General features: G+C 47.3%; 22 protein-coding genes and 1 pseudogene. 7 read left to right on the forward strand and 16 right to left on the reverse strand.

Annotated elements, in window-relative coordinates:
- Window positions 1–177: pseudogene (locus Q4Q54_RS19295) on the forward strand (IS630 family transposase); the annotation flags it as partial.
- Window positions 178–341: 164 nt separating this feature from the next.
- Here the strand turns inward: Q4Q54_RS19295 and hemB are convergent.
- The 12 genes from hemB to rraA form a co-directional block, all read right to left on the reverse strand.
- Entirely contained in the window at window positions 342–1,349 is a 1,008-nt protein-coding gene (gene hemB, locus Q4Q54_RS19300) for a porphobilinogen synthase (protein WP_311989290.1), read from the reverse strand.
- Between the two features lie 13 nt (window positions 1,350–1,362).
- Window positions 1,363–3,246 carry a diguanylate cyclase gene (locus Q4Q54_RS19305; RefSeq protein ID WP_311989291.1) on the reverse strand — a complete coding sequence of 628 codons (1,884 nt, stop codon included), beginning with the start codon at window positions 3,244–3,246 and terminating at the stop codon, window positions 1,363–1,365.
- Window positions 3,239–4,042 carry a TatD family hydrolase gene (locus Q4Q54_RS19310; RefSeq protein ID WP_311989292.1) on the reverse strand — a complete coding sequence of 268 codons (804 nt, stop codon included), beginning with the start codon at window positions 4,040–4,042 and terminating at the stop codon, window positions 3,239–3,241. The genes Q4Q54_RS19305 and Q4Q54_RS19310 overlap by 8 nt, the downstream gene beginning before the upstream one ends.
- Window positions 4,042–4,569 carry a hypothetical protein gene (locus tag Q4Q54_RS19315; RefSeq protein WP_300483046.1) on the reverse strand — a complete coding sequence of 176 codons (528 nt, stop codon included), beginning with the start codon at window positions 4,567–4,569 and terminating at the stop codon, window positions 4,042–4,044. Before Q4Q54_RS19315 ends, Q4Q54_RS19310 begins: the two co-directional genes overlap by 1 nt.
- Before the next feature lie 45 nt (window positions 4,570–4,614).
- Window positions 4,615–5,370: a twin-arginine translocase subunit TatC gene (tatC, locus tag Q4Q54_RS19320; RefSeq protein WP_012586613.1), complete on the reverse strand. Its 756-nt coding sequence runs from the start codon at window positions 5,368–5,370 to the stop codon at window positions 4,615–4,617.
- 3 nt (window positions 5,371–5,373) lie between these two features.
- Window positions 5,374–5,874: a Sec-independent protein translocase protein TatB gene (tatB, locus tag Q4Q54_RS19325; RefSeq protein WP_311989293.1), complete on the reverse strand. Its 501-nt coding sequence runs from the start codon at window positions 5,872–5,874 to the stop codon at window positions 5,374–5,376.
- Window positions 5,875–5,880: 6 nt separating this feature from the next.
- Window positions 5,881–6,120 carry a Sec-independent protein translocase subunit TatA gene (gene tatA / locus Q4Q54_RS19330; protein WP_006083329.1) on the reverse strand — a complete coding sequence of 80 codons (240 nt, stop codon included), beginning with the start codon at window positions 6,118–6,120 and terminating at the stop codon, window positions 5,881–5,883.
- 59 nt (window positions 6,121–6,179) lie between these two features.
- Window positions 6,180–7,829, reverse strand: coding sequence for a ubiquinone biosynthesis regulatory protein kinase UbiB (gene ubiB / locus Q4Q54_RS19335; protein WP_311989294.1), 1,650 nt, complete (start codon window positions 7,827–7,829; stop codon window positions 6,180–6,182).
- Entirely contained in the window at window positions 7,826–8,446 is a 621-nt protein-coding gene (locus Q4Q54_RS19340) for an SCP2 domain-containing protein (protein WP_006083327.1), read from the reverse strand. The genes ubiB and Q4Q54_RS19340 overlap by 4 nt, the downstream gene beginning before the upstream one ends.
- On the reverse strand, window positions 8,446–9,201 hold the full coding sequence (gene ubiE / locus Q4Q54_RS19345; RefSeq protein ID WP_006083326.1) for a bifunctional demethylmenaquinone methyltransferase/2-methoxy-6-polyprenyl-1,4-benzoquinol methylase UbiE: 756 nt from the start codon (window positions 9,199–9,201) through the stop codon (window positions 8,446–8,448). Before ubiE ends, Q4Q54_RS19340 begins: the two co-directional genes overlap by 1 nt.
- A 245-nt stretch (window positions 9,202–9,446) precedes the next feature.
- Window positions 9,447–10,511, reverse strand: a complete 1,065-nt coding sequence (locus Q4Q54_RS19350; protein ID WP_311989295.1) for a formimidoylglutamase — start codon at window positions 10,509–10,511, stop codon at window positions 9,447–9,449.
- A gap of 129 nt (window positions 10,512–10,640) precedes the next feature.
- Entirely contained in the window at window positions 10,641–11,126 is a 486-nt protein-coding gene (gene rraA, locus Q4Q54_RS19355; RefSeq protein ID WP_006083324.1) for a ribonuclease E activity regulator RraA, read from the reverse strand.
- A 324-nt stretch (window positions 11,127–11,450) separates the two neighbouring features.
- Between rraA and Q4Q54_RS19360 the strand changes: the two genes are divergently transcribed.
- The 4 genes from Q4Q54_RS19360 (at window position 11,451) to Q4Q54_RS19375 (ending at window position 15,350) form a co-directional block, all read left to right on the forward strand.
- A complete protein-coding gene (locus Q4Q54_RS19360) occupies window positions 11,451–11,699 on the forward strand; it encodes a YgjV family protein (protein ID WP_006083323.1) in 249 nt (82 codons plus the stop codon).
- Window positions 11,700–12,112: 413 nt separating this feature from the next.
- Window positions 12,113–12,625 (forward strand): phosphatase PAP2 family protein, encoded by a 513-nt coding sequence (locus Q4Q54_RS19365; RefSeq protein WP_300483027.1) that lies wholly within the window; start codon window positions 12,113–12,115, stop codon window positions 12,623–12,625.
- Between the two features lie 75 nt (window positions 12,626–12,700).
- Complete coding sequence (locus Q4Q54_RS19370) at window positions 12,701–13,741, forward strand: MJ1255/VC2487 family glycosyltransferase (RefSeq protein ID WP_311891336.1); 1,041 nt, start codon at window positions 12,701–12,703, stop codon at window positions 13,739–13,741.
- A 142-nt stretch (window positions 13,742–13,883) separates the two neighbouring features.
- Complete coding sequence (locus tag Q4Q54_RS19375; RefSeq protein ID WP_311989296.1) at window positions 13,884–15,350, forward strand: thioesterase; 1,467 nt, start codon at window positions 13,884–13,886, stop codon at window positions 15,348–15,350.
- A gap of 44 nt (window positions 15,351–15,394) precedes the next feature.
- Here the strand turns inward: Q4Q54_RS19375 and Q4Q54_RS19380 are convergent, their stop codons facing one another.
- The 4 genes from Q4Q54_RS19380 to Q4Q54_RS19395 form a co-directional block, all read right to left on the reverse strand.
- Window positions 15,395–16,009 (reverse strand): DedA family protein, encoded by a 615-nt coding sequence (locus tag Q4Q54_RS19380; RefSeq protein WP_311989297.1) that lies wholly within the window; start codon window positions 16,007–16,009, stop codon window positions 15,395–15,397.
- A 212-nt stretch (window positions 16,010–16,221) separates the two neighbouring features.
- Window positions 16,222–17,142, reverse strand: coding sequence for a manganese-dependent inorganic pyrophosphatase (locus Q4Q54_RS19385; RefSeq protein WP_311989298.1), 921 nt, complete (start codon window positions 17,140–17,142; stop codon window positions 16,222–16,224).
- 143 nt (window positions 17,143–17,285) lie between these two features.
- Complete coding sequence (locus Q4Q54_RS19390) at window positions 17,286–17,747, reverse strand: YhcH/YjgK/YiaL family protein (protein ID WP_006087102.1); 462 nt, start codon at window positions 17,745–17,747, stop codon at window positions 17,286–17,288.
- Between the two features lie 148 nt (window positions 17,748–17,895).
- Window positions 17,896–20,289 (reverse strand): TonB-dependent receptor, encoded by a 2,394-nt coding sequence (locus Q4Q54_RS19395; protein ID WP_311989299.1) that lies wholly within the window; start codon window positions 20,287–20,289, stop codon window positions 17,896–17,898.
- Window positions 20,290–20,639: 350 nt separating this feature from the next.
- Here Q4Q54_RS19395 and Q4Q54_RS19400 point away from each other — a divergent pair, with 350 nt between their 5' ends.
- The gene (locus Q4Q54_RS19400; protein ID WP_311989300.1) at window positions 20,640–21,695 is read left to right on the forward strand and encodes an alpha/beta hydrolase; all 1,056 of its coding nucleotides are present in this window, start codon (window positions 20,640–20,642) and stop codon (window positions 21,693–21,695) included.
- A 184-nt stretch (window positions 21,696–21,879) separates the two neighbouring features.
- The gene (locus tag Q4Q54_RS19405; protein WP_311989301.1) at window positions 21,880–22,455 is read left to right on the forward strand and encodes an LON peptidase substrate-binding domain-containing protein; all 576 of its coding nucleotides are present in this window, start codon (window positions 21,880–21,882) and stop codon (window positions 22,453–22,455) included.
- The last annotated feature ends 51 nt before the right edge of the window (window positions 22,456–22,506 follow it).

Raw genomic sequence — 22,506 nt, forward strand, 5'->3', positions numbered from 1 at the left:
AATGCGGAATGGTATTATGCACCGGAGTTGAATCCGATGGAGCCGGTATGGCAATGGCTGGGTCAAAATGTGTTGGCCAATCGTCGTGTTAGTGGCTATGGCGACATTGTCGAGCAGTGTTCTATCGTATGGAATGAGAGGAAAGTAAGAGTGATAGAGTTGCGTACTAGCCAGTGAAATGTTCTGACCAGTTAATTCATTAAGTTGGTATAGGTTTGTCTCCGGTTACTCTCTCCATAACTCCAAATGTGCTGATTTAGTCTCGATAGTTATCACCGGCTAGATACAAAAAAGCAGCCATAAGGCTGCTTTCTTCAATTGATTCACAGCTATCGCGAGGTCTAAGCTTCTTTAAGCCACTGGGCGGCACGTTTAGCGAAGTAAGTTAAGATGCCGTCTGCGCCTGCGCGTTTAAAGCAAAGTAGAGATTCCATGACGATGGCTTTTTCGGCTAACCAACCATTTTGGATGGCGGCCATGTGCATGGCGTATTCACCACTGACTTGATAGGCGAATGTTGGCACTGCAAGTTCAGTTTTAACGCGATGCACTATATCTAAATACGGCATGCCTGGCTTAACCATGACCATGTCAGCACCTTCTTGAATATCAAGTGCGACTTCATGCAGAGCTTCGTCACTGTTTGCAGGATCCATCTGGTAGCTGTGTTTATTGCCGCCTTTGAGATTGCCTGCTGAGCCTACTGCGTCACGAAACGGGCCGTAGTAGCTTGAAGAGTATTTTGCTGAGTAAGCCATGATTTGGGTGTTTACGTGGCCTGCAGCTTCTAAGGCTTGGCGAATAGCGCCTATGCGGCCATCCATCATGTCTGACGGTGCAACTATGTCTGCACCGGCTTCAGCGTGTGACAATGCTTGCTTCACTAAAATCTCGGTGGTGATGTCATTAAGAATGTAGCCTGTCTCATCTATGATGCCGTCTTGACCGTGAGTAGTGAAGGGGTCTAGTGCTACGTCTGTCATGATGCCAAGTTGAGGAAAGGCATTTTTGAGCTCGCGTACAGCACGTTGCACTAAGGCATCGGCATTATAAGCTTCTTCTGCCATTAAGGTCTTTTTCTCTGCAGGCGTCACAGGGAAGAGCGCAATTAATGGGATGCCTAACTCAACCGATTCTTCTGCTTCTTTTAGTAGGAGGTCTATTGAGTAACGTTCAATACCTGGCATAGAGGCGATCTTTTCACTGCGATTGCTGCCTTCTAGAACAAACATAGGATAAATCAGGTCGTTGACCGTCAGCTGATTTTCAGCCATGAGACTACGGCTAAAATCATGTTTACGCATGCGGCGCATTCTGCGCTGAGGGAAGGCACTGGTAATGATATTCAAATTTGACTCCTAATTAGGTACTGGTCTTACTTGGAACGGATGAATACAAGCTGACTTGATTACGTCCACTATTTTTGGCTTGGTAGAGGGCTTTATCCGCTTGTTCTAATAATTTGGTGCTGTGTTGATCGTTAGTGACGATATCGGCACTGACCCCAATACTGATAGTCAAAGGTATCACTTCACCTTCCCATTCGAAATGGAGAGAGGAAACTGCGTCTCTTATCGTTTCAGCGACTTGGAGTGCACCATCTTCTGCTGTATTAGGCAGGATGATAGCAAACTCCTCGCCTCCATAACGTGATACGAGATCTGTTGGCCGCTTTAAATGTTGCTGTAATGTTTGGGCTATGGTTCGTAAGGCTTCATCGCCTGCAAGATGGCCAAATCTATCGTTGATCAGCTTGAAGCGATCGATATCGAGCATCAACAGGGCTATGGGTGTTTCTTGCCTGCGGCTGATCCGGCTTTCAGCAATCAAACGTTTATCGAAAGCACTGCGGTTTTTAACCCCAGTTAAACTGTCAATAGTGCTTTGTTCGGTGAGCTTTTGGTTCACCTCATGCAATTCTCTGAGGGTGATTTCAAGTTCTAAGGTGCGCTCTTGCACCATTTGCTCGAGTTTCTCATTGCTCTCGGCTTCCGCTTTTAGGGCTTCTTCCCGTGCACTACGAATTTTCTGTGCTTGCTTTAAGGCTTCTTGCTGGATACGTAGTTTAGCTTTGCGCTCATCGTTATAGCGGATGGCGAGCACCAGAGACATGAAGATAATTTCAAAAGTCAGCCCAAGCATCACAGGCGTTTGCGGTTTTAAATTGAGGTCAATCACGCTGAGGTACAACAAGCTACTGATGCAAGCTCCTGTCAGCATACTCACCCAGCCAATAGTGTACATACGTGCGAGTTTATGGCCATTGATAGCCTGAGTAATGGCAAAGACCATCAGTACCAGGCTGAGCACTGCAACGGAAATGATCTCGATATAGAGCGCCGTTCCATATTGGATAAAAGGCGTGGCGAGTCCAATACATAGGATATACACAGCGCTATAGCGACAAGTCAGCAGCATGCGGCGGTTTAAATATTTGAGCTGTAATATTTTTTCGGTAAACATCAGCGCAAACGCCATAACGATTGGCAGTAAAAATGGCACCATAACTTGCTGTAATATCGGCCAATTGGGCCAGAGAAATCGAAAGGCAAAACCGTTGATGGTAGCGACGAGTAAGGTCATGCTCAGCACGTAGCCGGAATAATAGCTGTAACTGAATGAGCCCGATGCAATGGCAATAAAGAGGCTAAAGATACCAATCGCGGCCAGTACGCCGAGTTGGAAACCATGTTCGACGGCGGTTGATTCAGCAATCTGGGCTAAGTCGTTAGATGACCAGAGATTCAACGATACCGCAGCGCTGCCTTCGGTCTGAATATGCAAATAAAAAGTATGGGTATCATCCATGTTGAGCTTAAAAGGATACAGGAAGATATTGCTCAAAAATGGCCGTTCGTTATAGAGAAAGGTGTCGCCCATAAGCACAGTATTAGCGAGCTTATTATTGACTAAATGGTAGATAGTCACTTTGTCTAACAAGGGGTTATCTAACGCTAAAATGCGTGAAAGTGTTTCGTCTGGGCTGGTTAAGCTGAAACTCAGCCAAAAATCATGGCCGCTGAGTTTTTGAATGTCTTTATTGGTGAAGTTATGCCAATCCGTTTTTGGCAAGGCTTGGATCTCGGTAAATTCCTTCGCCGAAGTGGGGTGGCTCACCATCAACCAAGGCGTAAGGTTTAACGGTGTTGCCGTTGATTCATCAATGCTTAATAGGGTTGCGAATGAAGGTGTTGAACACATCCATAGCCACAGCAAGAGTATGAGTGACGAGTTTCGTTTAAGCATGGACTCGGTCCAAATTAAAAAAAGCTACGCTATTCTGGTAGCAACGCGCTGCAAACTCATCAGCATTTTCACCGCGCAAGTTTGCAATATAACTCGCGATGTAGGGGAGATATTCGGGCTTGTTCTTACTCGATTTAGGCTTAGGCCGCATGCTGCGAGGCAATAAGTACGGGCTATCTGTTTCGATTAAAATGCGGTTCTGCGGAATAAATGGCACGAGTTGCGCCAATTCTTGGCCACGTCTTTCATCGCAAACCCAGCCTGTAATGCCTAAATGCAAATCGAGGTCGATATAGGCTTCCATTTGGGTGTGAGTGCCAGTGAAACAATGCAAAAGCGCGCCACTAAGCTGTGGGCGATATTCCCGCAGGATAGCAATAAAGTCTTGGTGGGCATCGCGTTCGTGCATCAGCACGGGCATTTGCAGTTCAACGGCTAAGGCGAGTTGGGCAATAAATGCTTGGCGCTGGATAGGGCGAGGAGAGAAATCACGATTGTAGTCTAAGCCACATTCCCCAACGGCAACCACTTGCCGTGCTTGGCAGAGTTCGGCTTGTTGCTTGCTTGAGTCAGCTTGCCAGCCACTGGCATGGTGAGGATGTACGCCAGCAGTGCAATAAAGTTGATTGGGATATTGTTGGCAAATCGCGATGGCAGCTGCACTTTCAGTTAAATCGCTGCCAATAACAATTAACGGCGAAACCCCTTGGTCCGCCGCCGCTTGTATTATCGATGCTGTGTCTGGCTCGAGTGCGCTGCCAAGTAAATTGACAGCGATATCTATGTATGAGGGCATTAGTTTAGGCGTTTTACCCGTGCCTTGGCATTGCGCTCATCAGTGCCCATTAAGAAAGAGCCTAGGGCTGCTTTTTCAATGTAGACTTTTTCGCCTTGCTTTAAGTTGAACTTACGGCCGTCGGTTTGTTTCCACACCTGACCATTAGTGAATGTTACTTTGATAGCACCGTAGGGATCTTCAGTAATAGACTGTACTTCCAGATAAATCTTATCGACCGTATTTTCTTGAACGCGCTTAGCTTCCATCCCAAAGTCATCGACAATATTAGCGGCTTGCGCTTGGGGCGCGGTGGCCGCTACTGCTACAGCAGTCGGGGCTGCAATGGTTGCTACAGTCGCAGGCGCGGCTTGAGTGCTCGCTAAAGCAGGCGTTACGCTTTTGACGTTTTCTGCTAGCTTGTCATAGCAAATCAAGCGGTCGAGTTTATCGGCTGTTGCTGCACATTGGGTTAACTGTTGTTCAATGCTGGCATTTGCTTGGACTGATACCAGCATAATTGCTGCTGCCATAAGAGTTAAGCGCATGAGAATGTTCCTTATTATATTATTCCCCTAACGCCATCGAGGACGTTAGTCGTTTGTTTGTTCGCTATCTTTGTCAGACTCGTCGTCACCTTGCTTACTGTAGAAACGAGCCGCTAATAAACCGCCTTCGAACAATAACAGCATTGGTACGGCAAGCATAGTCTGGGAAATTACATCGGGTGGGGTTAACAGCATGCCCACAACGAAGGCGCCTACGACGATATAAGGACGTTTTTGCTTAAGTTCTTCAGGTGTTGTCACACCCGCCCAGCATAGTAAAACAACGGCGATAGGGATTTCAAAGGATAGACCAAAGGCAAAGAACAGCTTCAGAATGAAGTTAAGGTAACTGGTAATGTCGGTCGCAACTTGAACGCCCTCTGGCGCATTGTTAGCAAAGAAGCCAAAAACGACGGGGAATACTATGTAATAAGCGAAGGCGATACCAAGATAAAACAATAAGGTACTGCTAAATAGCAGTGGCATCACTAAACGTTTTTCATGCTTGTATAAACCCGGTGCGACAAAAGACCAGATTTGGAACAACACATAGGGCACAGCCACAAAAAACGATAATACTAGGGTCAATTTAAAAGGCGCGAAGAAAGGTGCAGCGACATCCGTGGCAATCATGCTGCCACCAAGGGGTAAAGACTGCATTAAAGGTATTGCCATGTAATGGTAGATATCATTTGCCCAGTACACGCTGCAAATGAATACTAATAACACGCTGGCAATGGATTTTAGCAACTTGGACCTAAGTTCAAGCAAATGGCTGATAAGTGGCTGCTGTTGCGACATGAATTATCCGTTGGCTTTCGGGTTAGAACGGGTATCCGCGCCCTGAGATGGCTCACTTGGAGTAGCGGGAGATGCCGGTGCTGGACTCGCCTCTACAGTGGCAGTCGGATTAGCTTGGCTCGATTGAGCTGGACTAGTTTGAACTGGGCTCGCAACTGGAGAATGTATTTGATTCTCTGACGCAGGCGTGTCTTTTACCGGATCCTGAACTTGATAAGGACGGTTCACAGACTGTGCCGCTTGCTTCAGTTGTTCAATAGACTCTTTGAGTTCAGGTGAGAGGTTAGATAAACCTTTGCTCTCGGCTTTTTTAAGATCCGCATGTAACTGCTCGATCTTCAGCTCCTGCTCAAGTTCTTCTTTTACCGAGTTAGCCATGCGTTTCATCGCACGGATCCAACTCGTTATCGAACGCACCGCAACCGGTAGACGTTCGGGGCCAAGAACCACTAGCCCCAAAACACCGATCAGCAGCAGCTCCATAAAGCCGATACCGTCAAACATAAAGAGTTACGCCTGTTCTTTGTTAGACTCAGGTTTCTTTTCAGTCGCCTGTTGAGTCGTTTGTGCTGTTTTAGCCGCTTCGGTGTCTTCTAATGCCTTTTTATCTTCTTCTGAAGACATGGCGTTTTTGAAGCCTTTCACCGCACCACCTAAATCACCGCCTAAAGAGCGTAATTTTTTAGTTCCAAACAACAAGACAACGATTAATGCAACGATAAGAAGTTGCCAAATACTAATACCACCCATGAAGGTATCCTCTTAATTGATATCGGTTCTATTATGAACCTATGATTTATTAGTGCTAGCTAAAATTTGCGATTCTTTGGCCTAGATCGCCATCCGACAAACCACAATATAATGCCTGAAACTAGACAAACATAAGGGGTCCATAGTGTAGCGTCTCTATTGATCAATAACGTGCCACAGATCAATAAAACTGCAGAAGTGATAAGCAAGTAGTTACTCTTGTGAGCCTGCTGCTGGTATTTCAAATACTTATCTAGCATTTGTTGCTGAGAACTCAGCAATTTCCTGCCTAACTTAAGGTTATCGTAAATCAGTTCAGGGAATTCTGGTAGTTTATCAGCCCAATATGGCAGTTTTGTGGATACCTTTTTAAACATAGCCTTAGGTCCCACTTGGTCGGCCATCCACTGCTCTAAAAACGGTTTGGCGGTTTGCCATAAATCCAACTGCGGATACAGCTGACGACCTAAGCCTTCGATATAGAGTAAGGTTTTTTCCAGCAATACCAATTGCGGTTGCACCACAATATCGAAGTGGCGTGCAGTGCGGAATAATTCCAGTAACACATGACCAAAGGAAATCTCGTCGAGCGGCTTGTTGAACATAGGTTCGCACACTACTTTGATGGCCTGTTCAAAGGCCTGTAGATCGGTTTTTTCCGACACCCAGCCTGATTCAATGTAGAGCTGGGCAATTCGGTGATAATCGCGATTAAAGAAGGCGAGGAAATTCTCGGCGAGATAGCGTTTATCGACTTCGCTGAGTGTGCCCATGATGCCGCAATCGAGCCCTATGTAATAAGGGTTCTCTGGGTGATCGCGGGAAATAAAGATATTGCCCGGATGCATGTCGGCATGGAAAAAGTTATCTCGGAACACTTGGGTGAAAAACAGCTCTACTCCGCGCTCAGCCAATAACTTAAAGTTGGTGCCTTGCGCTTTAAGGGCGGCAATATCCGAGACCGAAATACCGTAAATTCGTTCCATCACCATGAGGCGCGGATAGCAAAACTCCTCATACACATAAGGCACATAGAGTGCATCTGAGTCGAGGAAGTTGTTGCGTAACTTGACTGCGTTTAAGGCTTCGAGCTTAAGGTTTAACTCACCTAAAATGGTCACTCGGTAATCTTCAATTACTTCTGCAGGGCGCAGGCGGTTACCTTCACCTAGGAGATATTCAATCAACTTGGCGGTTTGCGACATCAACTGCAGATCGGCCTGAATCTTGGTTTCTACATTCGGCCGTAGTACCTTAAGCACGACGTCTTTACCGTTAGATTTTAAGGTCGCTGTATGCACCTGCGAAATAGAGGCTGAGGCCAGCGGGATTTCATTAAAGTCATCGAATAGGGATTCAATCGGCGCTTTTAGCTCAGCTTCAATCGCTTGGCGGGCCAGCGCACCATCAAAGGGCGGCACCTTGTCCTGTAGCATGGCCAATTCACTGGCCCATCCATCGCTGAGTAAATCGCGGCGGGTCGAGAGCATTTGTCCAAGCTTGATATAAACGGGGCCGAGTTCCTGCATCGCCAATTTTAAGCGTTCGCCACCGGGCTTATTTTTATGCTTATTGCGGATCCAGAACAGACTATTACGGGCGAGTTTAAAGTACCAAGGTGTCATCTTTGGCGGCAATACGTCATCTAACCCGTACTGAAGCAAGGTCTTGATGACATGGTAACCGCGGCGGATACTGGCAAGGGTCATGGCTTAATTTGGTCTCTTAATTGGGCAATCCGTTGTTCAATCGCGCGGGTATCGGCAACTAAATCATCCATTTGATCGCGAAAATGAAGTAACTCAATTGGGTGCGGTGCGAGGCGATACTCTTCAACGGCGAGTTGGCCTAAGTGGGAGCGCGTTTTACGCAACACTTCGAGTGCAAAACCCTTTGCCTGATGGCCAGTGCTGATGAGCTTATGGGTGGGACCATCGCCTAAATAACGCGAAATTGGCTCGGCAAAGTCAAACTCGATGCCGCGTAGATATTGGCTAAAGCTTTGTAATAGATTGAGATCTCCCTCAAGCTTGAGCTTATCTTGCTTGATAAGTTCAGTCAGGTTTGCGCCTTCGGACACGCGATAAAGCGTGGTCGCATCGGCATGCAGACTGACATCGACATCGCCTTCATAGCGGCTCAGTACTTGGATCTCTTTGGCAAACACCAAATAGAGTGGCCAGCTGAGCTGCGATAATTGGATGCGGAACACTTTGCCATGCAACTGGCGCTGGCGCGAATAGTCGTCACCCGCTTGAGCCTGAAGTTTTTTCAGGCCCGTTTCAATTGCGGCGCAGACAAGCAGCACAACTTCTTGCGGCATCATTAGAATTTATAACCACGGTGCAATGCGACAATGCCGTCGGTCATGTTGGTGTAGTCGACTTGCTCGAAGCCGGCATCTACCATCATTTGCTTTAATGTATCTTGATCTGGATGCATACGAATCGATTCAGCCAGATACTCGTAGCTGTCGGCATCTTTAGTGATGAGTTCGCCCATCTTAGGTAAGACTTTGAAGCTATATAAATCATACACTTTGCGCATGATTTCATGCTGAGGCTTAGAGAACTCAAGCACTAATAACTTGCCACCTGGCTTAAGCACGCGGTTCATCGAACGCAGCGCCGCATCTTTATCGGTCACGTTACGCAGACCAAAGGCGATGGTAATGATGTCGAAGTGGTTATCGGGAAACGGCAGTGCTTCGGCGTTGGCTTGCACATAACTGACATTGTTGACTATGCCCTTGTCGCGCAACTTAGTGCGACCGACTTTCAACATGGAATCGTTAATGTCAGCTAAAACCACTTCACCTTTATCGCCCACTAAGTGAGAGAATTTTGCGGTTAAGTCGCCGGTGCCGCCAGCCAAATCGAGCACTTTCATGCCAGGGCGTGCGCCAGATACTTCAATGGTGTAACGCTTCCAAAAACGGTGAATGCCGAAGGACATCACATCGTTCATTATGTCGTACTTAGCGGCAACAGAATGAAACACGCCGGCAACGAGTTCGGCCTTTTTATCGGCCTCTACGGTTTTGTAACCAAAGTGGGTACTTTTAGATTCGCCCTCAGACATCAATGTGTTCCTATTGTTTTGCAATGTATTAGTTGCGAGTGTAAGCCATCGCCTGCATTTGCTGAATCTTTGATCTATCACTCTGTGATCGAGCTAGTAAACTAACTGCAATGCCTTAGCTTGAGGCACTCCCTAACAGTCGTAGGATTAAGTGCTTGTCGACCACGTAAAATGGACTGGCATTAGACCACAATATCAGGATTTGGTGAATAGCTTAGCGTCCAGTTGGCTATAACTGATGGCGCTCATTGTGCCAAAAACTGCATCCGAGCCTGCACATAAGCGTAGATAAGCTCGCTGAGGCTTTGGCCAACATCCCTAAATCCAGCTTCAATTCCCGCTTCGTGGCAACTTGGCGCAGCCTCGGCTAAATGCAAATAAGCACAAGGGCAGTGGCGGGCGATATAACTGACATAATGCGCCGCATCGAGCAATGGCACCCCCGCTGCCGTTGAGGCGCTACTGGGCATTTTAGCGATAGCGTCGACGTCGAGCTCCAGCCCTACGGGCAAACCTGTGTCATTCAGTTTGGCGGCGATCTCAAGCAAGGCTTGGCTGAGACTGATTTCGCGGCGCACCCAAATCTGTTGCAAGCTATGCCAAGTACCACCAAATTCGCCGAGTTGACTTAGATTGGCTTCGCTGTTTTTTAACTCGTGTAAACCCAGCACATGGTAGCAACCTAAGGCGCCGCGATCGGCTGCGTAACTAAAGCCATTGCCGCTGTGACGACCTTCGAGCAGACGAAAATCCGAATGAGGGTCAAGATTTACCGCCGCAACTTGGCGCTGATAGTGGCCGTAGGTCGCCATCAATAAACCATAGGCATTGTTATGCCCGCCGCCGATGAGTATGGGTTCTAAACCCGCCTTTAAAATTGCACTAACGATGCGGATCACGCGCTCATCGAGTTGCTCCACCGCGTCGCGTAATTCATCTAAGGTGACGTCGGTATTAGCTGTTGTATTGTTCGCGGTTTGTTGTTGCAGATCGGCGGTGTTAACTTGGCCTAACACTAGGCATTCGGCACCAGAAAGAAAGCGATTCGATTGCAGATTGAGCCATTGGCGCATACTGGTAGTGAACGCATCGGTCGCACCGCCACGGCCTAAGTTGGCACGTGGGCCGATATCTTCACCGACGCCGAAAATAGCAAAGCTTGCCCCGTGGGCTTTGGCAGTGGCGAGTATGGTCTCTAACGTATGTTCGTGATTAGCCAGATGGACGCATTGGCCTAACTTAGTTTCGCCGGTTCTTGGGCTGACTAATGAGGCAATATCTGTATGGGTAAAGGGAATAAATTCAGGCATAGATTGATATTCTTATTCGGCCGGAGTCGAGCTATTGTGGCCAGTGTGGCGCGAGGATTCAATGGGGAAACGCTGAAAATAGTGAATAAAAAAGCCAGCTTAGCTGGCTTTCTTGGCTGAACAGTGAGATTACTCAATGTCGAGTGGTTCAGGTGATAAAATCACACCTGTGTTATCAGCATAAATGTGATCGCCGGGTAAGAAGGTCACACCGCCAAAATTGACCGGAATTTCCACTTCGCCCACTGAATTGCCATCAGCACCCACTGGAATTGAGGCAAGGGCTTGAATACCAATGTCTAACTCTTCCAATGCATCCACATCGCGTACAGAACCGTAAACGATAATGCCTTCCCAGTTGTTGCTAACCGCAAGTTCAGCGATAGCACCATCGATCAGCGCACGGCGTAATGAGCCACCGCCATCAACGAGTAAGACTTTACCTTGACCATCCTCTTGTAGGACTTCGGTGATTAGGCCGTTGTCTTCAAAGCACTTGATGGTGCTAATAGAACCGCCAAAAGAGCTACAACCACCGTAGTTACTGAACATGGGCTCGACTACATCTACGACATCTAAGTACATGTCACATAATTCTGAGGTGTTGTATTCCATATTTACACTCCTATTGATCCGCGTTGCGTACAGTTTAGCGAGTTTACGCCAGTATAAAAGGGATTCTTGAAAAGAAAAGTGTTATCAATCACGGTATTGTTGCCATTGGGCTGTTAACACATCTGTAGTAAATTTTCGTCGCACTTTAGAAGTTATGCGGTAAAACTTGATATTAGTCATTAAATAACGGTTTTTTATTACAACTCTGTTGCGTGCTTTGGTATTATATCCCAAGTTTAAATTAACTTACTTAACTTAATTTGCTTTAGGGGCATGGACCCCCCGTTACGCTTATGGACGGTAGAGGGCCTTCGAGAGGTGCCTATGGAAGCTGTAAATACGATTGAAATTATTGGTTATTTTGCCTCTGTAATGGTGGCGATCTCTCTAATGATGAAGAATATCATTTGGTTGCGATGGTTGAATTTTGTGGGATGTACCCTATTTGTTGTTTATGGGGTGTTTATTTCTGCTTGGCCAGTGGCTGGCATGAATGCGTTTGTTGCTTGTATTAATATTTACCATTTGACGAAAATTTACCGCGCTAAGGCGAATACTCCCGCCGCAGCCTAAGTTTATTTGATTGTGTTGCTCTTGGGATTCACATTTAGAGCAACACAATATCCTGTCTCAGTCCTATCGCTATAACTGAAAAAATCCTTTAGCTCCAGCATAATGTCCCTAGAATCCTTCTAGATCAAAGCCCAAGACATGCTTCTTGTCATAAAACCTTCGAGCAGATGTCACTTAGCCGTCACAGGTCTTTCTTAGTCTCAAGTTATCTAATAGTGCTTTAGCTAATTCGACTCGGGTTTGACCATTAGCAAACTTTAAATTAGCCAGCAAACGGTAAATAACGAATTCAATCGTGAGTAGGGCCTTGGTGAGTCGGTTGCGTGATACCAAGCACTCTAAGCGTCGTCGAGAGAATGCACAGATTAACATCGCAGTAAAACTCGCTGGCATGCCAGCAAGGAGCCTGTTTTATGTTGAGTTACGTTGCTGACTTAGATAAGCGAATGTTTTGCCATATCGTGAGTTTTACCCAACGTCATGGTTTATATGCCCATGCAAAGCGGGTATCGGCGAGTGGCGATGGGCATGTGTATTTATATTTGTCAGTGGGCTTGATGCTGACTCACGCTCAAGGGCAGGCCTTATTCAACTTGATGTTAGCGAGTTTTTTGGTGGAGTTGCCGCTGTATTTACTGCTGAAAAATAGCATTCGCCGTACACGACCTTGCCATGCGCTTGTGGGATTTGAGAGTGGTTTTGAGCCATCTGATCGCTTCAGTTTACCGTCGGGTCATACGGCCGCAGCCTTTGTGATGGCAACGAGTGTGGCGCAAGTTTATCCCGTTGCGGCTCCTATCGCGTTTTTATGGGCTTTTAGCATAGGGGGCTCACGTATTGCACTCGGCGTGCATTATCCCTTAGATATTTTGGCGGGAGCCTCATTGGGGATGGGGGCAGTATTACTGGTCCATCCGGTGATTTAATTCAAGTAAGCGCACGTTAATCATTTCATCTCATTAGTTGGAATTCTCCTTCACTCATCAGTTTAAGGATACGTAATGCGAATACTCTACGGAGTTCAAGGCACAGGGAATGGCCACTTAAGTCGTGCACGCGTCATGGCTAAAGCACTGATGAAACAAGATATTGAAGTGGACTTTTTATTTTCGGGGCGTAAGCCAGATCAGTTTTTCGATATGGAATGCTTTGGTGATTATCGCGTACAAGCGGGCATGACGTTTGCGACTCACTCCGGGCGCGTGAATGTGCCGCAAACGGTTCGGCAGAATCTGTCATTGTCGTTATTTAAAGATATTAAAGCCTTAGATCTCAGTTGCTACGATCTTGTGCTCAACGACTTTGAGCCAGTATCGGCTTGGGCGGCGCGGCGCCAAGGCGTGCCATCGATTGGCATTAGCCATCAGGCGGCGTTGACTCATCCTGTGCCAAAACTCGGTAGCACTTGGTTTAATGAAATGCTGCTCAATTACTTCGCCCCTGTGGATATCGCGCTGGGGTGCCATTGGCATCACTTTGGTTTCCCTATCTTGCCGCCTTTTGTCGAAGTGGATGCCAGCCCATTCGAACACACGCATCAAATCTTAGTGTATTTGCCATTTGAGGATGCGGATGTGATTGCTCGTTTCCTGTCGCATTTCAGTGACTATCAGTTTTTGGTGTACCACAGCCAACAGCCTAAGGGACAAATTGCGGAACACATTAAGTGGCACGGCTTTAATCGTGAGGGCTTTAAGCAACATCTTGCCAGCTGCGGTGGTGTTATCGGCAATGCGGGCTTTGAGCTTGCCAGCGAAGCATTAACCTTAGGTAAAAAGTTGTTAGTGAAACCACTGATTGGCCAGTTTGAGCAATTATCGAATGTGGCGGCGCTGCAACTCTTGGCGGCCGCAGATAGCATGATGAGTCTCGATGTGAACGTCGTTAAGCGCTGGCTGAAAACGGCATCACCTAATCCGATTGCCTATCCTCAGGTTGGGGATGCGCTGGTTAAATGGATTGATGGCGGCGATTGGCACGATAGTCAGCCGCTATGTAAAGAGCTGTGGAGCCAAGTTACGCTGCCTGATACTTGGCGTTAAATCAGCTCATAAGCTGTGGCGAAAAGCAATTTAGGCACTAGCTGGGTCAATGGGGTTAGCGTATAATTTCGGCACTTTTGCTGTTAGCCCCTTTCAGCACGTCTATTTTGGCCTAGCTTGGCCGTTAATTATGTTGTTATAAATGAGCCTGAAAAAGTTTACCCAGTACAAGTTACTGTTTTTAATGTTGTTGTCGCTTTGTGTCTTACTCCCTTTTATTCCAGATCAGGCTTACCACATTCCCGGCCCAGATATCGCGAAGCAAAACTTCCATGTGATTGAGTTTAACGATCAAGGTCAGCCCCATGACGAAAGGCAATGGCAAGGTCTAGAGGCGCGCATATCTCAGCCTGAGCCTGCTCAAATCCCTGAACTATTGATCTTTATCCACGGCTGGCACCATAGTGCAGAGCCTAAAGATGAAAACTTTATCGCCTTCGAGCAGTTTTATCAGCAGATGGCGGCGTCCGATACGCAGCGCAACTTATTGGGTTTGTATATTGGCTGGCGCGGCGATAAATACGATCCTTTCTGGCTCGATGGCTCAGATGATGCGAAAAGCTGGATTGAACCCTTAGATTTTCCTACCATTTTACAGCGTAAACGGGTTGCTAAACGCATAGGTCAGCTAGGTTTATCCCAACTGCTTGATAAGCTAGATGGCTTAGTGACAGAGCATAAACTGCTGCGTTATACCGTAATTGGTCATAGTCTTGGCGGGGCGGTTGTTTTGCATGCCAGCAAAGACCGCATCAAGGCTGCTATCGATCATCAGCAGGATAATCCTAATTTATTCTTACTGTTAAATCCTGCCGTGCCCGCGAAGGAGTACCAGCCACTCGATACCTTAGTGAGCTTAGATAGGCAAAAACCAAGTATGGTGGTATTGCAGTCGAAGGGCGATTTTGCGGTGAAAGAAGCCTTCAATTATATCAAGGATGGCGAGCGCGCCGTCGGTAACTCTTGGGCTATTACCCACGATATCGACAAATGCTCAGGTGGCAATTGCACTACGCCGATGAAGATGCCATCGGCTTTGATGGCGCACGATCAAATCCCTGGCTGTATGATGACCTTGCCCCATTCTGGCTGGAAAATTCGTGCTCGTCTGCAGGCCCGTCGTACCGTGCAAACCTGTCCCGATGCCAATATGCAGGCCGTGTGGGTGCTGGCGGTGTCGGATGAAATCGTCTCAGGACACAATGGTATTCTGACGCCGGATCATGCCAAAGCTTTGTCTGAAGTGATGAGTATGATTGATTTGTATCGAAATCAATTACCTAAACATGCAGTGGAAAGTCCCGCAAACCAAGATCTCGGTACTTTAGCGCCAGAGTCAGAAGCTGCAACATCCACACAAGGTGAAGCGCCTGTGCCACAAGAGCCGGTGATGATTGTCGAGCCCTTACCTGAAGAACAAGGTTCACCGACGCCTGAGGTCAACGCACCATTGCAGGAACCAAACGTATCACAGGAACAAGATAAGTCTGCCGTTACTGAGGTACCGCACGCGCCAATCAAAGCGCCAGAACTAGAATCAAAACCTGAGGCTAAGCCAAATGACGGCGCAGAGCCTCAACCTAAGGTTGAGACTGAAGGCATAAAGTGATTTAGGTAATCCAAAAGGAATCGGAAGAATAGATCCTAAATCGCTTACTGCGGATTTTTGGTTTGCCACTTGCGCCAAGTAAAAGTGATTAACGCGGCGAGTATTAGGCTGACAATGGCCCATGTGGGGTATTTGTGCTGGTGGTAAAACGTCAGCATAGGAGCAATTTCATCGCGGATTAACACTGGGCCTAACCCAAAAAGTGCCACCCAAATGCTGGTGGCTAGGGCATTACCTATTACAAATTGCTTAAGTGGCATTTTAGCCAAGCCGCAGCCGATAAACATAAATTGTTTTAATCCCTCAACAAAACGACTCAGCACTAAAGCGGCAATGCCATATTGACCAATAACGCCATGGATTTTGTCTTCCAATTGCGGTTTTATCCAGCCCTTCTTAAGCAACACATCACCAAAGCGCCAACCGATAAAATATCCCAAACTGTTACCGCAGAGTGCAGCGCAAGCTGCGACGATCAAGACCAATGGCAGTGACATTTGCCCTGCAGCAGCTAATAAACTTGCGACAATCAATAAGGATTGCCCCGGCGCTGGAATGCCAAAACCCTCGACAGCAATCGCGATAAATAGCAGCACATAGCCGTATTGCTGCAGCCAAGGGATGAGTTCGGTGATGATATGTTGTAGCGCTTCTGGCATGGATGAAAGTGATCAAATCAGTGTGACGATTGGCCCATCATACTCGCCAACTTCTCTGGCTGGATAGATTTATGAGCAAAGTTTCATGCCAGTTTTAATTAGCGGCGGTGAATAGACGTAACGCAGGGGTTATGAGCTTTTACCTGAAATATAAAAAAGGCCGAACTCAGTTCGGCCTTAATATCAGTACTACCGTCGCGACCATAAAACGACTATGCGAATGCCGCTTGTAGCTGAGGAACAACTTGTTTCTTACGGCTTAACACGCCGTCTAACCACACTTTGCCATCAACCGGGGTTTTGCCATAGGCGCGTTGGGTTAGGTCGCTATCGTCAGACACGATTAACAGCTCTGAGCCTTCTTTCATAATGTCAGTCAGCAGTAACAATACGCTGTGGCGATTGCCTTCCACTTTCAGTGCTTTGATATCGGCTTCTAACTCGGCCTTGATATCGTCAAATACTGACAGGTCGATGACTTCTAACTGGCCAATACCGACTAAGTTACCGTTCATGTTGAAGTCTTTAAAGTCACGCATAACGAGGTCGCGTGCTGGCGTGCCTTGTACGGCTGATTTCACTTTGAACATTTCCATGCCCAGTTCTTTGAAATCTTCAACGCCAGCTATTTCAGCTAAGGCTTCAACGCAACGAATGTCGGCAGTGGTGCAAGTCGGTGATTTGAAAATCACGGTATCGCTCAGAATGGCGCACATCATGATGCCAGCGATATTTTTAGGGATAGCGACTTGGTAAAAGTCGAACATCATCTTGATCACTGTGTTGCTGCAACCTACTGGGCGGATCCAGCATTCTAACGGGGTATCTGTGGTCAGATCGCCAAGCTTGTGGTGATCGACAATCCCGACGATGGTCGCTTGGGCGATATCATCCGGTGCTTGAGTCAGTTCTGAATGGTCAACAATATACACTTGCTCGCCAGCGTAGCTGGTTTTGTATTCCGGTGCTTCGAAGCCGAAACGTTCCAGAATAAAAGCGGTTTCGGGTGACAATTCACCTAAACGTGCGGCAATGGCTTCTTCACCGATTTGGTTTTTTAAATAGGCTAACGCGATAGCACCGCAGATTGAATCAGAATCGGGGATCTTGTGACCGACAACGTAAATAGGCATTTCAGGGACTCTCCTTTAAATTTGTGGCAATTTTAGCAATATTTGGCTCGGATCGGAAATAGCCAAAGCGCATATCACTGCGCGCTTAAGACGCTATAACGCTAAAAATCCCGAGCTGAGATTCGGTAAAGATGGCTTAAGGGTTAGATCTTTACTTTTATCACGACTTTACGCACTGCTGTGGCGATATCGCCCGTGCCAGGCATATGCATGTCACCGGGGAAAAATAGCGCAAACATACCCGCTTTGAGTTGCACATAAGAGGCATTGGCTTTGTTTGTCTCGTAATCAAACTCGGCGTAATCGTGTTTGTCAAAATAGGGCTTTGAGGGTGTTTGGCCCGCTAGTGGCAAATAACCAAACTCTTCTTCACCGCTGAACACATATTGCACATCGATATATTTTTGATGTACTTCAAAGGGTTCTGTTGATTTATGCTTAGTGTGGTAGTCGTTGACTATCACAAAAATGTTGTCGCCATCGAGGGGATAATTGCCCACGGGCAGCTGACTAAAGTCTGTGGTGGCAAGATGTTCTAATGCTGTGGCAAGCCGAGGGCTTAGGGATTGATAAATATGGCGGTTTGCTAAGGTATCGACGATCATCGGTTACTCGACATGGCGGATGTGAATGAGTGAATTGTAAAGATTATAATCAGATAGTCGCCGTTAGGACATAAGCTTTAGACATAAAAAAACAGGCCGTAGCATGGCCTGTTTTATATCAAGTGTCACTTTGTTCGCTAAGACTCGCTTAGTAAGTGTATTTAGCTTCTAAGAAGTAATAGCCACCATTAAAACCAAACGGGGTGTTGGTTAATGGGTAGACGAAGATGCCTCCGAAGTTATTGTCATCAGGGCGTTTTTCTGGATACACATCAAACAGGTTTTGTACCCCAGCGGTGAAACTTAGCGCATCGGTTGCCGCGTATCTCACCGACAGATCCATCACCCATTGATCGCTGTAATTCACATCGCCCGTTGAATAGCCGACAGTGTAATCACCAAAGTAGCTGAGGCGAATATTGGTCTTAAAGTCGCCTAGCTCATGGGTCAAGCCCAAATTACCCGTGTTATGCGGTGTCGCCGAGGTCATGCGAGTTTGTTCAATGCTATCGAATAGTTTAGGGCCGAGTCCGTCTAAAATCTCTGGGAAATTAATATCTTGGATTTCAGTCTTATTGTAGGCATAGGCTAAGTTAGCCCGTAAATCACCCCAAGAGCCGATATCAAAATCTTGGCTCACTACAAGGTCTACGCCACGGGTACGGGTATCGACGGCGTTGATAAAGAAGCGCGCCGATTCCGCATTGGTGCCTGCTAACGCTGCCGCTACGGCGGGCGAATCATTAGGCGTCACTGAGCTCGACAGAATAATGCGATCATCGATGGAGATTTGATATGCATCTAATGTCAGTGCTAAGCCTGTGTCATTGGTGTACACCAAGCCTAAACTGAATGACTGGGATAGTTCGGGATCTAACTCATTAATACCCAGTGCTTTGGTCACTGGCGATAGGGTGTTAAAAGTGCCTGACTCAATAGGCACCAGCTGACCAGTTACAGGATCGGGATTAAACAGCGTCGAGATATTGCTGAAGTACAGTTGTTGTACGCTCGGCGCTCTAAAGCCTGTGTTGATCGTACCGCGCAGGGCTAAGTTTTCGGTGAAGTCGTAACGGCCCGCTAACTTCCAACTGGTGTTGCCACCAAAGTCAGAATAGTTTTCATAACGCAGCGCCGCCGCCCAGTAAAACTCATTGGTTAACTGATTTTCGAGTTCCATATAAACGCCGGTGTTATCACGGGTTTCATCCACTTGTGACTCAGGGGTAAAACCGGTGAAACCTTGGCTACCCGCAGCGCGGTTGTCGTAACCCCCATTGATGTATGAACCTGTTTCACCCGCTTCAATTTGATAGCCGTTTTGGCGCCACGACACACCCGTCGCAAACAGGATTTCAGAGTCATTGGCAAAGGCAAAGTAGCGCGAGGCATCGAGATTAAGATTGGTTTCACGGGTCGTGAGTGTGCCCGCGTCAAACTCGGTTGGGCTATCTGGGCCTAAAGAGGCGTTTAAGGTATTAACAATATTGTAGTTAAATGAGTTTTCACCATGACCAGCCGAAGTATCGATATTCCACTCGCCTAGGCTGAATTCATACCCCAGCACTAAGGAAGCATCGATAATTTTAGGATTGATTTGCGGCAAGAAACCATCTGGATAGATTTCAGTTAAGTTACGGGCGTCGAGTGCGCGGCGGTAAAAGGCGCCTGACTTAGTCTCACGTTGGCTGATGCCACCAAACGCATAGAGTTTGCCATCTTTTGTGATGGGCTGGGCAGCGTTGATGAATAGACCTAAGTTGTCATATTCGGCATCGCCGACTTGGTGGCTCTTACGGTTAAATGTGGCTTCGCGGGGATCAGCTGAGCCATCGGGTAATTTTTCATACTGTTGACGAGGGTCCAATCCAGCGCGGTTAGTGCTGTCTTTATGGTGGGCTTCTAGGGAGACATTCACAAAGCCATCGTCACTTAAGCTAATGCCGTGGTTTACACCCACACGCCATTGCTCGCCATCACCTATGTAGGTTTGTCCTGCTTGAGCCGAGAGGCTACCGCCTTGGTCGCTGTCCTTTAGCACCACGTTGATGACGCCAGCAATGGCATCAGAGCCGTATTGTGCCGAGGCACCATCACGCAGAATTTCGATACGCTTAATCGCCGTCATAGGGATAGCGTTTAAGTCGACGTTAGATGAACCTTTACCCACAGTGCCACTTAAATGCACTAGCGCTGAGCCGTGACGACGTTTGCCGTTAACGAGTACTAAGGTGTGGTCGGGAGACAGGCCGCGCAAACTCGCGGGGCGCACCGCATCTGAACCATCTGTTACTGATGAAAATGGGAAGCTGTAGCTTGGCGCAGCAAATTGCAGTGCTTTAGCGGTTTCAGTCATGCCGGTCGATTCGAGCTGCTCGGCAGTGATAATGTCTACGGGAGCAACACTGTCAGTTGCTGTGCGCAGCGCTATGCGTGAGCCTATGATCTCGATTTTCTCGAAGCCAGGCTGTTGCTCTTCGGCTTGAACAGCTGGAATGGCCAGTGTAGACGACACTGCTAATGCGATAATCGCTAGACGCATAAAAACCTCTCAATGATGTTTGTAACCCGATACTCAAACTTAGGAGCGCAGATTAAAGATAACGTAACAATTTAATGTGGAGAAGGTTATCACTGTAACAATTGTTACATCTAGACGTAAATGTGCTAACTCAGAGCCGAGTGTTCTAGATAATGTTCAAAATGCAGTTGAATATATGGATGAAACCTTGTTATCTGCAGATATGTTATGAGTGTTTGGGTGCTTGAGTCGCTTGCCACATATTGATGACGAGCGAGTTAAGTCCATGATACGAATTGTTTATTGACGTGCGCCATCGTGGTTTAATGCGTTATTTCATTTTAATGGCACTGGCTTGAAGGAACACAGATTTGTCAGCGTTACGATTTCTCGCGGGAGCAACAGCATTTAATACCTTGGCAGAACAAGGCCTTAAATCTGAACATTTTACCCAGCTACTTGCCGCCTCCGGTGGACCTAAATGGCTTGGTATCGCAGGGCTAGATAAGTATCTGTTTTCTGAGTTTTTCAAAAACAGACAAACACCGCTTTATACGCTTGGCGCGTCTTCAGGGGCGTGGCGTTTAGCCTGTTTGGCGCAGCAAGATCCCCTTGCAGCCTATGGTCGCTTAGAGGATTTTTATATTGGTCAGCGTTACGACAGCATGCCAACCCCGCAGGAAGTCAGTGCACAAGTTAAAGGCGTAGTGCAGGGGATTTTAGGCGCCAGTGGTGGTAGTGAGATCGTCAATAACGCTCATATTCACAGTCATTTAGTGGTGTGCCGCGGCAAACATTTAAATCGTTTAACGGCTAAGTTACCTCTCGCTGCCGGACTGGCGATGACGGCGGCGACCAACTTAGTCAGCCGCCGAAGTTTAGGCTGGCATTTTGAACGTGTGGTCTTTAGTCAACAAGCTGTAGCATCCCCCTTTTTGCAGCTCAATGATTTACCTAGTCAGCAGGCCGAATTAACCGAGGCCAATGTCGATGCCGTGATGTTAGCAACGGGGTCGATTCCGTTATTGCTAGCCCCAGTGCCGCAAATTGAGGGCGTTGCCGATGGGCAATATTACGATGGCGGCATTACCGACTATCACTTCGACTTGCCTTTATCCCACGCAACTGGCTTGACGCTGTATCCGCATTTCTATCCGACGATCAGCCCTGGATGGTTCGATAAATCCTTGAAGTGGCGCCAAGGTCGAGCCAATTATCACAATGCACTCGTGTTAGCACCATCGGCTGAATTTGTGGCTTCATTGCCCTTTGGCAAAATCCCCGACCGCGAAGATTTTAAACAACTGGATACGGCGCAGCGGATGCAATACTGGCGAACAGCGGTGGCCTTAAGTGAGCGTCTGGCCGAGGAGTTTGCCGAGGTTGTCGCAAGGGGAAATGTACTAGAGCGACTGGAGCGTTTTTAGTTCGCAGTGATTGGGCTTAGAAAACGGCGGTTGAAATGCCCTGATTTAATCTAGTGGGCTACCAATTTATTTTGCACTCAAGGGCTTCAGGAAGGAAATTATTCCACCTGCTACACTCTAAGGTAATAAGGAATACGAATGCATTGATATTCGTTTCCTTCTATTTGAGGGGCAGGAGGTTGCTATGCAAACACGAGAAATGGCGTTACTCATGCGCGATGCCTTGTTGCTGCCACAGGGACGGGTAGAGGTTCGTGTGGTCGACCCCGGTCATCTGCGCATGGTGGCCGATGTCTATAAAGGAAAATATGCGCTCGCTTTTGCCACTATCAGACCCCGCGGCAGTCCGCCCTGTTATCCCACCGCTACCCAGTGCGACATTATCGATTTTAATCAGCTAGAAGACGATTCACTCAGCATAGTGCTCGAAGGGCGCCAGCGCGTCAGCATCCTCTCGGCGGCGCAGGCCAAAGATAAGTTATGGATGGCGCGCACTTTACCCTGCCGTAACTGGCAAGAAGAGCCGATTATAGGTGAATTTGAGCTAATAAGTGCCGCATTAGAGCAATTTTATGAGGTGAATCCCGATCTGTTTGAGCTCTATTCTCAAGTGCATTTAGAAGATGCAGCTTGGGTAAGCCAGCGCTGGCTCGAGGTTTTGCCCATGTATAATAAAGACAAATTAGTGTTAGTGAATCAGCCCGATTGCCACAAAACCTTGGACTTCGTGCTGCAACTTATCAAGTCCCATGTGGACTGAAAAACCACAAAAAGGCTAGAATAGCGGCTTTCTATAGCCGCTTTTTTTGTG

It is taken from the genome of Shewanella sp. SP2S2-4 (assembly GCF_031932025.1).
Lineage (GTDB): Bacteria > Pseudomonadota > Gammaproteobacteria > Enterobacterales > Shewanellaceae > Shewanella > Shewanella baltica.